Genomic DNA, 12,446 nt, shown 5'->3' with positions numbered 1-12,446 from the left:
AAGCGCCGGGGAGTGATGCGTGCACCACTCCCCGGCGAGATTTCAGCGTTGGATCTTACGCCGCGACCAGGCTGTCGATAGCCGCTTTCGCGTCGTTCTGCGCTTTGGCCGCCACTTCCGGACCGTAAGCGATACCTTCAGCAAAGACGAAGTTCACGTCGGTGATGCCGATGAAGCCCAGGAACAGGGTCAGATACGGCGCTACCAGGTCAGTTGGGGTATCTTTGTGAATACCGCCACGGCTTGAAAGCACAATCGCACGTTTACCGGTGACCAGACCTTCTGGTCCTTTCTCGGTGTAGCGGAAGGTGACGCCCGCACGCGCTACCAGGTCGAAGTAGTTCTTCAGCTGGGTCGGGATGTTGAAGTTATACATCGGCGCGTTAATCACGATCACGTCGTGGGCTTTCAGCTCGGCAATCAGCTCATCGGAGAGCGCCAGCGCTTCCTGCTGACGTGGCGTCAGTGGCGCATCGCTCGGACGCAGGGCACCCACCAGCTCACCATCCAGTACCGGAACAGGCTGAGCGGCCAGATCGCGGACGGTGATTTCGTCACCGCTGTGCTGTTCACGCCACTGTTCAACGAAATAATCAGACAGCTGACCAGACTGAGAGTACCCTGCCAGAATACTGGATTTAAGAACTAATACTTTGCTCATGGGTGATTCCTTTGTTGTATTTGATGAGGGGGTTGCCCCGTTGCTTGCTGACACTCTATTCACAATCCTGTCGCAGGGATAGCGCAATATATCGAAGCCTATGTTCGAATTTTTTGAATAAGGCGCAAAAACCCGCGATGTGGTACTCTATAGCAATCATTACAAAGAGATTTTATCCGGCAGTGCACTGCCCGTTAACGCTATGACAGAACAACAGAAATTAACCTTCCCGATGCTTATGCAACAGTTGGATCCGCTGATGTTGCGTGACAAACAGCGCTTTGCCCGCCGCCTGCATGGGGTAAAGAAGGTTAAAAATCCTGATGCACAACAGGCCATTTTCCAGGAGATGGCGAAAGAGATTGAACAGGCGGCGGGTAAGGTTGTGCTGCGCGAAGCCGCGCGCCCGGCCATTACCTATCCGGAAAACCTGCCCGTCAGCCAGAAAAAACAGGCGATCCTCGAAGCCGTGCGCGATCACCAGGTGGTGATTGTGGCGGGGGAGACCGGCTCCGGCAAAACCACCCAGCTGCCAAAAATTTGTATGGAGCTGGGGCGCGGGATCAAGGGCCTGATCGGCCACACCCAGCCGCGTCGTCTGGCGGCGCGAACGGTGGCGAACCGTATTGCCGAAGAGCTGCAAACCGAGCCGGGTGGCTGCATCGGCTATAAGGTGCGCTTCAGCGATCACGTCAGCGACAACACCATGGTCAAGCTGATGACCGACGGCATTCTGCTGGCGGAGATCCAGCAGGACCGGCTGCTGATGCAGTATGACACCATCATCATCGATGAAGCGCACGAGCGCAGCCTGAACATCGACTTCCTGCTGGGCTACCTGCGGGAGCTGCTGCCGCGTCGCCCGGATCTGAAAGTGATCATCACCTCGGCCACCATCGACCCGGAACGTTTTTCGCGTCATTTCAACAATGCGCCGATTATCGAAGTCTCGGGGCGCACCTATCCGGTTGAGGTCCGCTATCGTCCGATGGTGGAAGACGCCGACGACACCGAGCGCGATCAGCTCCAGGCCATTTTCGATGCGGTGGATGAGCTGGGAAATGAAAGCCCGGGCGATATCCTGATCTTTATGAGCGGCGAGCGCGAAATCCGCGATACCGCCGACGCGCTGAGCAAACGCGACCTGCGCCATACCGAGATCCTGCCGCTGTATGCACGTCTCTCCAACAGCGAGCAGAACCGCGTCTTCCAGGCCCACAGCGGTCGCCGGATCGTGCTGGCGACCAACGTGGCGGAAACGTCCCTTACCGTGCCGGGCATTAAATATGTGATCGACCCCGGCACGGCGCGTATCAGCCGCTACAGCTACCGCACCAAGGTGCAGCGACTGCCGATCGAGCCGGTGTCGCAGGCCTCCGCCAACCAGCGTAAGGGCCGCTGCGGACGTGTCTCGGAAGGGATCTGTATCCGTCTCTATTCGGAAGACGATTTCCTCTCGCGCCCGGAGTTTACCGACCCGGAAATTCTGCGTACCAACCTGGCGTCGGTTATTCTGCAGATGACTGCCCTCGGACTGGGCGATATCGCCGCCTTCCCGTTTGTGGAAGCGCCGGACAAGCGCAACATCCAGGACGGCGTGCGCCTGCTGGAGGAGCTGGGGGCGATCACCACCGACGAGCAGGCCACGGTCTACAAGCTGACCCCCATGGGGCGCCAGCTCAGCCAGCTGCCGGTTGACCCGCGCCTGGCGCGGATGGTGCTGGAGGCGCAAAAACATGGCTGCGTGCGTGAGGCGATGATTATCACTTCGGCGCTCTCCATCCAGGATCCGCGCGAGCGCCCGATGGACAAACAGCAGGCCTCCGACGAGAAGCACCGCCGTTTCCACGATAAAGAGTCCGACTTCCTTGCCTTTGTGAACCTGTGGAACTACATCGGCGAGCAGCAGAAAGCGCTTTCCTCAAACCAGTTCCGCCGCCAGTGCCGGGTCGATTTCCTTAACTACCTGCGGGTGCGCGAGTGGCAGGATATCTACACCCAGCTGCGCCAGGTGGTGAAAGAGCTGGGCATTCCGGTCAACAGCGAGCCGGCGGAGTACCGCGAAATTCATATCGCGCTGCTGACCGGTCTGCTGTCGCATATCGGCATGAAAGATGCCGATAAGCAGGAATTTACCGGGGCGCGTAACGCCCGCTTCGCCATCTTCCCCGGCTCCGGCCTGTTCAAAAAGCCGCCGAAGTGGACGATGGTGGCCGAGCTGGTGGAGACCAGCCGTCTGTGGGGCCGCATTGCCGCACGCATCGATCCGGAGTGGGTCGAACCGGTGGCGCAGCATCTGCTGAAGCGCTCATACAGTGAACCGCACTGGGAGCGGGCGCAGGGGGCGGTGATGGCGACCGAGAAGGTCACCGTCTACGGCCTGCCGGTGGTGGCGGCGCGTAAGGTCAACTACAGCCAGATCGACCCTGCGCTCAGCCGCGAACTGTTTATCCGCCACGCGCTGGTGGAGGGAGACTGGCAGACGCGCCACGCCTTCTTCCGGGAAAACCTTAAACTGCGCAGCGAAGTGGAAGAGCTGGAGCATAAAACCCGTCGCCGCGACATCCTGGTGGATGACGAGACGCTGTTTGAATTTTACGACCAACGCATCAGTCACGACGTGATTTCTGCCCGCCACTTTGACAGCTGGTGGAAAAAGGTCAGCCGCGAGACCCCGGATCTGCTCAACTTTGAAAAGAGCATGTTGATCAAAGAGGGGGCGGAGCAGGTCAGCAAGCTCGACTACCCGAACTTCTGGCACCAGGGCAACCTCAAGCTGCGCCTGAGCTACCAGTTTGAACCGGGCACCGATGCCGACGGCGTGACCGTTCACATCCCGCTGCCGCTGCTCAACCAGGTGGAGGAGAGCGGGTTTGAATGGCAGATCCCCGGCCTGCGCCGCGAGCTGGTTATCGCCCTGATTAAATCGCTGCCAAAACCGGTGCGCCGCAACTTTGTGCCTGCGCCGAACTACGCCGAGGCGTTTTTAGGCCGCGCCACGCCGCTGGAGCTGCCGCTGCTGGATTCGCTGGAGCGCGAGCTGCGTCGGATGACGGGCGTCACCATCGACCGGGAAGAGTGGCACTGGGATCAGGTGCCCGATCACCTGAAAATCAGCTTCCGGGTAGTGGATGATAAAAACAGAAAGCTGCAGGAAGGTCGCTCCCTGACCGAGCTGAAAGAGGCCTTAAAAGGCAAGGTGCAGGAGACCCTCTCTGCCGTGGCCGACGACGGTATCGAACAGAGCGGGCTGCATATCTGGAGCTTTGGTCAGCTGCCGGAAAGCTACGAGCAGAAGCGCGGCAACTACAAGGTGAAAGCCTGGCCCGCGCTGGTGGACGAACGCGACAGCGTGGCGATCAAGCTCTTCGATAATCCGCAGGAGCAGCAGCAGGCGATGTGGCGCGGGCTGCGCCGTCTGTTGCTGTTGAACATCCCGTCGCCGATCAAATATCTGCACGAGAAGCTGCCGAACAAGGCCAAGCTGGGGCTCTACTTTAACCCGTACGGCAAGGTGCTGGATCTGATCGACGACTGCATCTCCTGCGGCGTGGATCAGCTGATCAACGCTGCTGGCGGCCCGGTCTGGACCGAAGAGGGGTTTGCGCAACTGCACGAAAAAGTGCGCGCTGAGCTCAACGAGACGGTGGTCAACATTGCGAAGCAGGTCGAGCAGATCCTGACCGCGGTGTTCAATATCAACAAGCGCCTGAAAGGGCGGGTAGATATGACCATGGCGCTGGGGCTGTCGGACGTGAAGGCCCAGATGGCGGGGCTGGTCTATCGCGGGTTTGTGACCGGCAACGGGTACAAGCGTTTAGGCGATACGCTGCGCTATTTGCAGGCGATTGAAAAACGTCTGGAGAAGATGGCGATCGACCCGCACCGCGACCGGGCGCAGATGCTGAAGGTAGAAGCGGTGCAACAGCGCTGGCAGCAGTGGCTGAACAAGCTGCCACCGGCGCGCCGCGATGATGAAGATGTACAGGAGATCCGCTGGATGATTGAAGAGCTGCGCGTCAGCTTCTTTGCCCAGCAGCTGGGGACGCCATACCCCATCTCCGATAAGCGGATTTTGCAGGCGATGGAGCAGATCTCGGCTTAACATCGCCGGGCGGCGCATGCGCTTGCCCGGCCTACAATCCTGCCATGAAGTTGTTGTAGGCCCGGTAAGCGTAGCGCCACCGGGCATTTCTTTAACCGTTCACCATCGCCAGCGTAAACCCATCCCATCCTTTCACACCCACCGTCTGTAACGCGGTGGCGGTCAGGCGCGGATTATCGCCGATCATCTCAATAAACCGCCGCACCCCGTGTACCCGGGCGTCGTCGCTCTGGCCGTTAACCACTTCTCCATCCCGCACCACGTTATCGCCGATGATCACCGTCCCCGGCCGGGAGTAGTGCAGCGCCCACTCCAGATAGCCCGGGTTATTCGGTTTATCGGCATCGATAAAGATCAGATCAAAAGGCGGGATCGCATCGAAGCGCTCAAGGGAGAGCAGGGCCGGACCTTCGATCAGCTCAATACGCTGCTCCAGTCCCGCCAGATGAATGTTCTGCCGGGCGACCTGAGCGTGAACCGGGTCGGCCTCCAGCGTGATCAGCTTGCCATCCGCGGGCAGGGCGCGCGCCATCCAGATACTGCTGTAAGCCCCGAGGGTGCCAATCTCCAGAATGCGCCTCGCCTGGGTCATGCGGACAAACAGCGCCAGTAACTGCCCCTGATTGGCGGCGACGTCGTGGGCTGGTAACCCGGCGCGCTGGTTATTATCAAGGACCTTTTGCAGCACCTCATCCTGAGGAATAAGCTCGGAAATCATGTAATTATCTACGGCAGACCACTGTTGTTGCATAGATTGACCCCTTAGTACGTATATTGCCCGGCGGCGCTACGCTTGCACGGGCCTATGAAACCTGTAGGCCGGGCAAGCGTAGCGCCGCCCGGCGTTTACGATGCCGACCAGCCGCCGCCCAGCGCCTTATACAGATCGATCTGCGCCAGCAGCAGGTTATTTTTCGCCTGCACCACGCTGGTCTGCACCGAGAACAGCGTGCGCTGGGCGTCGAGCACGTCCAGATAGGATGAATAGCCGTTGCGGTAGCGATTCTGGGCGATGCGCAGCGTCTCCTGGGCGACCGCCTGCTGCGCCACCAGCTCGGTCAACTGCTCGCCATAGCGGGCGATGGCATCCAGGCTATCGTTCACCTCTTTGAAGGCATTGCGCACGGTTTTTTCATAGCTGTAAAGCGCCTGGTTGCGCTGCGACTGGCCGATATCCACCTGGGCGTTCAGCGCCTGACGGTTCAGCAGCGGGGCCAGAATACTGCCGCCGATGCTCCACAGCTCCAGCGGGTTGTCCAGCAGACCGGGCAGGGTGCGATCCTGGATCGATCCGCTCGCGGTCAGGTTGATCGATGGCAGCAGACTGGCGCGCGAAGCCGCAAGCGAGGCATCGGCGGCAATGAGCTGGCGTTCCGCCTGCACAATATCCGGGCGGCGATTAAGCAGCGTTGAGGGCAGTTGCGACGGGATACGCAGCGGCGTCAGAGCATCGAAATCGTCACTGCGGGCGATACTCCCCGGATTACCCCCCAGCAGCAGGCTGAGCGCATTCTCCTGACGGGCAATCTGGTTCTGCACCTGCGGGATCTGCGCCCGCGTCGAGCGCAACTCGGAGTCGGACTGCATCAGCTCCAGGCGCGAACTGTAGCCGGTCTGATACTGCCGCTGTGCCAGGTTAAAGGCCTCTTCCCGCGCTTTGAGGGTCGACTGCGTGACCTTAAGCTGCTCGTCCAGCGCCAGCAGGGTGACGTACCCCGAGGCCACCGAGGAGGCCACCGTCAGATCGGCCGCGGCGGCGGCCGCCTTTTGCGCCTCGAGGCTCGCCCGGGCGGCATCGGTGGTGCGGCGGTTCGCCCCCCAGATGTCTACGTCGTAGCTGGCAGTCAGGCTGCCTTTGTAGAGCGCCCCATAGGTTGGCAGACCGGTTGCCGCCGACTGAGAACGGGCGCGACCCGCATTGAGATCGGCATCCAGGGTCGGAAACAGGTTACCCTCGCTGGCGTAGACCCGCGCCTGGTACTCGTTGATTCGCTCCCGGGCAATCAGCACGTCACTGTTGTTACGCAGGGCCTGGTCAACGTAAGCGTTGAGATGATTGTCGTGAAAATTGCGCCACCACATCTGCTCAGCCGGGCTGGCAGGGCCGGTGCTGGCGCGCCACTGGGCGGGGATCTGTAGCGTCGGCTTCGCTGGCTCAACATCCACCGACTGGCAGGCGCTCAGGGCGGCGGCAATCAGCAGGGCGGTTAGCGGGCGGCGGATCATTCTGCCTCCCGGGTATCAATGGTCACCTGCACCGACATGCCAGGACGCAGCAGGGCCGACTCCTCCGGCTTGCCTAATACTTCAATACGCACCGGAATACGCTGGGCAATCTTGACGAAGTTCCCGGTGGCGTTATCCGGCGTAATGGCGCTGAACTCCACCCCGGTGGCGGGGGAGATGCTCTGCACCCGGCCTTCATAGGCTTTGTCGTTCAGGGCATCGACGGTGAATTTCACCGGCTGGCCGACGCGCAGGTTTGCCAGCTGGGTCTCTTTGATATTGGCGATCACCCAGTGCTGCGGCGGCACCAGGGTAGTGAGGTGGGTTCCGGCGGTCACATAGGCGCCTAAACGCACCGCAATTTGCCCGAGCTGGCCGTCGCGCGGCGCCACGATACGGGTATTTTGCAGGTCGATCTGCGCCAGCTCGAGGGCCGCCTTCGCGTTTTCGACGTCGGCCTCCAGCGCGGCGCGGTTAACGATGGCGGTTTGCAGATCCTGGCGCGACATCTCCAGCGTGGCCTTCGCCTGGTCGATGTCGGCGCTGCCCTGGGCGGCACTCGCCAGCGCCGCATCCCGCTCACGAATGGAGAGCGAGCCGTCGGCGGTTAAGTCCTTCACCCGCTTCAAGTCGGCCTGGGTCTTCTGGCTCTGGGCCCGGGCGTTTTTCAGCGCCGCTTCGTTACGCTGGATCACCGCCTCGGCGCTTTTGCGCTGTTGCAGGTTATTGTTCAGCGCGGCTATTTTCATCGCCAGCTGGGCTTCAGCCTGGTGTACCCGCTGGCGGTAGATACGATCGTCAATCTGCAGCAGCAGGTCGCCCTTCCTGACGCGCTCAAAATCCTGCACCCTGACCTCGGTGATGTAGCCGTTCACCTGCGGGCTGATAAAGGTGGTCTGGCCGCGCACGTAGGCGTTATCGGTAAACTGGGTATGGCGGGTAAACGGCGGTAACTGCCAGGCGTAGAGGATCACCAACACGCCAACGATGCCGATGGCGGCAGCGGCGAACACTGACACCACGCGCAGATTATTACGGGTACTGGCCTGCTCTTTAGCGGCATCCTGCTGACTCATAACCACTCCTGGGAACGCACAATCATCATTATTGTATAAACCATTATTTACTGCCGGTGGCCTTTCTCAGCGCCAGACGGGCCGTGATACGAAGCCGCAGCAAACGCCACAGGATCCACACCAGCGTGGCGCTGGCAATGCCAGCCGTCAGAAGATAAGTATCGTTGTAAGCGAGAATATTTGCCTGCAGCGTGCTGGCGTTCTGTAGTTGCAACGCCGACTGGGTGCTCAGTAGGGCGCTGTCGCCAATCAGGCTCCGGTACATCTGGCTGTAGATCTGCAGGCGCTCGTTCACCAGCGGATTAAGGCTGGTGAGCTGTTCCGCCAGCAGGCTGGAGTGGTACTTCTCACGCCAGGTCTGGAAGGTGCCGAGAATGGCGGAACCCAACAGGCCGCCAATGTTCTGGCTCATGCCGAACAGCACCGAAAAACTGACCAGGTTGCGCGGATCGGCAATCACCCCGCCAATCCCGGCCAGCATCGCCGGGGCCAGGAAGAATGCACTGCCGAAACCCAGCACGAACTGGCTCAGCATCAGCTGGTCCGGACGGGTAAGACTGGTGGACTGGCTGTCGAGCAGCGAGGCGATAATCATCAGCACCAGCGAGGTGACAATCGGCCAGGCGAGCTTTGTCGGTTTGATGGTCAGGCAGCTTGCGGCGATGCCGCAGAGGATGCCGGCAAAAATCGCCCAGGCCAGGTGGGTCATCTGCTCGTTCTGCAACCCGACATACTGCAACCAGCCAATCACCCCGGTATTCTGCTCCGCCAGCACGATGCGGATCAGCAGCATAATCAGCCCCAGGCGCAGAATGCTGCCGCTGGAGAGCCAGCGGGTATTCAGCAGTGGGTTGCTGCGGTTATGTTCGAAGACCACCGCCGAGACAATCAGCACCAGCGAACCTGCCAGCGCCCAGCCGATCCACGGCGTTTCAAACCACCACTCCAGCCGCCCAAGGGAGAGCACCGCGCAGAGCAGCGCCATCCCCGGAGCCAGCAGGATAAAGGTGATGAAATCTTTCTTCTCGAACACCTTGCGCCGGTCGCCAGGGGGGAGCTTGAGGGCGATGACGCAGCCCAGCGAGATCAGCGCCAGACCCAGCTCAAAGAGATAGAGCCCGCGCCACTCGTCCAGCTGCAGCAGCTCGGTGGAAAAGAGCCGCGCAATGGGGATCGCCAGCGAGGAACCGGTGATACCAATGGTCAGGGCCTTCAGGCGATGTTTCGCCGGCCAGGCCTGGATCTGATAGTAGATCCCAAGCGAGCTGAGCGCCGCGGCCACCATGCCGTGGGCGGCGCGCACCATCAGGGCCGAGCTGAGATCGTTGACGAAGAGGTGAAAGAAGGTCACCAGCACATAGAGCACCAGGAACCCTTCGGTAAAGGCGCGCAGGCCGAACTGCTGGCGAAACTTCACCAGCAGCAGGTTTATCGACACGTTAGTCATCACGTACACCGCGGGCAGCCAGGCGATCTCGGTGGACCAGGCGGCAAAGGTGCCCTGCAGATTTTGCAGGTTGGCCGAAACCATGGCATTGCCCAGCGCGCCGGTAAGGCATACCAGCAGTCCCACCACACCGTAGGCCACCCGTTTGGGCGTGCTGTGGATCGGGGTGGAGGGGGAGCCTAACAGCATTGGCTTTTCGTGAGGCTGCCACTCGCGAGGAGCATAAGGGTCGCGTTGGGGCAGTCGCATAGCGTTTATTACCTGTCGCATTGATGATAGTTAGTGGGCTAATGATTCTACGTCTGACGCAAAGTCTGTTTCAAGTGAATATGATAATAGCGGGTTAATCAAATGTGAGCGGTAAGTATGACAGCGGCCAGCAAGTGCTGGCCGCCTGGGGATCAGAGTTCGTGGGTTTGTGCGTTGATGACCGGGGCGCGTTTAACCCGGCTGGCACAGAAGATCGCAATCAGGGAGATGGTCACTGTGACCGCCAGATACCAGGCCACCGGCACCCAGTCGCCGTTATATTTCGCCAGCAGGCCGGTGGCAATCAGCGGCGCGGTGCCGCCCGCCAGGGCTGCGCCCAGCTGATAGCCGAGGGTGATGCCGGTGTAGCGGACGTTGGCGGTGAAAATTTCTGAACAGAGGGTGCCGAGTACCGCGGTGACCGGCGCCCACAGCACGCCGAAAGCGATGACGGTAGCCAGCACGATGCCCCACGTGGTGCCGGTGTTGAGCAGCATAAACCACGGCACGATAAACAGGCCGAGGACAAAGACGCTGACGGCATACATTCGCTGGCGACCGACCTTATCCGACAGCAGCCCCATCAGCGGGATCATGATGGTGGCGACCAGCGCCCCGAGGGTCACGGCCTCCAGCGCCTGCGATTTTTGATAGCTGAGCGTGGTGGTGGCGTAGCTGACCACAAAGGTGGAGAAGATGTAGAAGGGCGCGGTCTCAACCACTTTTAGCCCGGCGGCGATCAGCACTTCGCGCCAGTGGTATTTCAGCGTATCGCGCAGCGGGGCTTTGGCCACCTTGCCGGAGGATTTCACCTTTTTAAACTCCGGCGTTTCGTCGATATCCTTACGGATCCACAGGCCGAGCAGCACCAGCACCGAACTCAGCAGGAACGGAATACGCCAGCCCCAGGAGAGGAAATCCTCTTCGCTGAACAGCGTCATCAGCGAGACGATAAAGGTCGCCATCAGCATGCCGATGGTCACCCCCGCCTGTGGAATACTGCCGAAGAAACCTTTACGCTTCTCCGGCGCGTACTCATAAGCCAGCAGCAGAGCACCGCCCCATTCGCCGCCAATTCCCATTCCCTGAATAATGCGCATCAGGATCAGCAGGGCCGGGGCCCAGAGGCCAATCTGCTCATAGGTAGGTAACAGCCCAATCATCACGGTTGCACCCCCCATCAACGATAGGGTTAACACCAGCGTTTTTTTGCGCCCGATACGATCCCCGATGTGGGCGAATATCACCCCCCCGATGGGGCGGATAAAGAAAGTTAACGAGAACGAGAGATAGGACAAAATCAGGCCGATGACCGGGTCGACCATCGGGAAGAAGATCTTGTTGAACACCAGCGCCGCGGCTGTGCCGTAAAGAAAATAGTCAAACCATTCAATGGCGCTGCCGGTGAGGCTGGCGACCAGCACCTTTTTATTTTTGCGTAAAACTGCGGTACTGCTTTCGTGTTGTTGTGTCATACCGTGATCCCGCCCAGTGGATGATGAAGCGGGTGACACCCGGCGCGCTTCGGGTGCAACCCAGAAAGGAAAAAAGGTTGTCGAATTGTTAAGCAACTTAGGGAGAGCTGTTACTTTTGGCAAGCAGGACGAGGTGAAAACTGGTCAGATCACGCTGAAATAAGCAGCAATCACTGCTTTTAATGGCGATATTTCTGGCGCTTAATTTTTTTAATGGCCTAAGTTACAGCATATAATGCAGGTGCAACCGCCTGATTTTTGGACGTTTCTGGTTATTTCAGTTTAATGACTATTCTTATAAGGTAACTGCCGATTTCGCTTTCAGAGGGATCCTCTGTTAACCGACGGCCCGCGCGTTACCCTGAACTTACTTGCTGGAAGGAGGTAACGATGAGTCTCACAATCTTCCCGTCTCTGCCGGATAAAACCCTGTCTGCGGTCAATACAGTCGGCGCCTGGCTCGCTGAAGACAATCTGCCTTACAATCCGCCCGCGCTACAGCCGGATCTGGTGGTGCTGGCCGGTAATGCGGTGATCCCCTCCATCGACGCAGCCTGCCGTCTGGCATCGGAGCTTGCCGTGCCGCTGCTGATCAGCGGCGGGATAGGCCATTCCACCACCTTCTTATATGCCGCCATCGCGCAGCATCCGCGTTATAACAAGGTGCGCACTACCGGCAAAGCCGAGGCCACCATTCTGGCGGAGATTGCCCGGGAGTTCTGGCATATTCCGCCGGAGCGGTTGCTGGTTGAAGATCAATCCACCAACTGCGGTGAAAATGCCCGCTTCAGCGCCGCGACGTTCCTCCATCATCAGCTAAGGGTGACGCGCGGGATTGTGGTGCAGGACCCGACCATGCAGCGGCGGACCATGGCGACCTTTGCCCGCGTCTGGCGCGATAAGCCAGATGCCCCGTCGTGGACCAGCCATCCCGGCATTGTGCCGCAACTGCAAAACAGTGATGAGGGCCTGGTGTTCCGCGGCGGCGGCGAGGGGCTGTGGCCCGTCGAGCGCTATCTGTCGCTGGTGCTGGGCGAGCTCCCGCGCCTGCGGGATGACATCAATGGCTACGGTCCGCTTGGCCGCGATTTTATCGTGCATGTGGATATTCCTGCCGAGGTAGAGGCCGCCTGGCAGATCCTGCGTCATGATGAGGTGCTCACCGAAGCGCTGGCCAGCCGCGCGCTGCTGTAACGCGTTGCCCGTT

The 12,446-nt window shown here is 60.0% G+C and carries 8 protein-coding genes; 2 read left to right on the top strand and 6 right to left on the bottom strand.

Annotated elements, in window-relative coordinates; all coding sequences use genetic code 11:
• Positions 1–55: 55 nt before the first annotated feature.
• The gene (azoR, locus tag C2U54_RS17390; RefSeq protein WP_103179784.1) at positions 56–661 is read right to left on the bottom strand and encodes an FMN-dependent NADH-azoreductase; all 606 of its coding nucleotides are present in this window, start codon (positions 659–661) and stop codon (positions 56–58) included.
• A 202-nt stretch (positions 662–863) separates the two neighbouring features.
• Here azoR and hrpA point away from each other — a divergent pair, with 202 nt between their 5' ends.
• Positions 864–4,766 carry an ATP-dependent RNA helicase HrpA gene (gene hrpA, locus C2U54_RS17385; RefSeq protein WP_103179783.1) on the top strand — a complete coding sequence of 1,301 codons (3,903 nt, stop codon included), beginning with the start codon at positions 864–866 and terminating at the stop codon, positions 4,764–4,766.
• Positions 4,767–4,857: 91 nt separating this feature from the next.
• On the opposite strand, the gene C2U54_RS17380 is transcribed toward hrpA, so the two are convergent.
• The 5 genes from C2U54_RS17380 to C2U54_RS17360 all read right to left on the bottom strand — a co-directional run bounded on the left by C2U54_RS17380 (position 4,858) and on the right by C2U54_RS17360 (position 11,239).
• Positions 4,858–5,517, bottom strand: a complete 660-nt coding sequence (locus C2U54_RS17380; RefSeq protein ID WP_103179782.1) for an O-methyltransferase — start codon at positions 5,515–5,517, stop codon at positions 4,858–4,860.
• A 95-nt stretch (positions 5,518–5,612) separates the two neighbouring features.
• The gene (locus C2U54_RS17375) at positions 5,613–6,992 is read right to left on the bottom strand and encodes an efflux transporter outer membrane subunit (protein ID WP_103179781.1); all 1,380 of its coding nucleotides are present in this window, start codon (positions 6,990–6,992) and stop codon (positions 5,613–5,615) included.
• The gene (locus C2U54_RS17370) at positions 6,989–8,068 is read right to left on the bottom strand and encodes an HlyD family secretion protein (protein WP_103179780.1); all 1,080 of its coding nucleotides are present in this window, start codon (positions 8,066–8,068) and stop codon (positions 6,989–6,991) included. Before C2U54_RS17370 ends, C2U54_RS17375 begins: the two co-directional genes overlap by 4 nt.
• Before the next feature lie 43 nt (positions 8,069–8,111).
• Positions 8,112–9,764 carry an MFS transporter gene (locus C2U54_RS17365; RefSeq protein ID WP_168192022.1) on the bottom strand — a complete coding sequence of 551 codons (1,653 nt, stop codon included), beginning with the start codon at positions 9,762–9,764 and terminating at the stop codon, positions 8,112–8,114.
• 152 nt (positions 9,765–9,916) lie between these two features.
• Positions 9,917–11,239: an MFS transporter gene (locus tag C2U54_RS17360; RefSeq protein ID WP_103179779.1), complete on the bottom strand. Its 1,323-nt coding sequence runs from the start codon at positions 11,237–11,239 to the stop codon at positions 9,917–9,919.
• 390 nt (positions 11,240–11,629) lie between these two features.
• Here C2U54_RS17360 and C2U54_RS17355 point away from each other — a divergent pair, with 390 nt between their 5' ends.
• Positions 11,630–12,433 carry a YdcF family protein gene (locus tag C2U54_RS17355; RefSeq protein WP_103179778.1) on the top strand — a complete coding sequence of 268 codons (804 nt, stop codon included), beginning with the start codon at positions 11,630–11,632 and terminating at the stop codon, positions 12,431–12,433.
• Positions 12,434–12,446 lie beyond the last annotated feature (13 nt).

Source organism: Leclercia sp. LSNIH1 (genome assembly GCF_002902985.1).
GTDB lineage: Bacteria > Pseudomonadota > Gammaproteobacteria > Enterobacterales > Enterobacteriaceae > Enterobacter.
The sequence above is the reverse complement of the archived record's forward strand: the minus strand, read 5'-3'. Positions and strand labels throughout refer to the sequence as shown.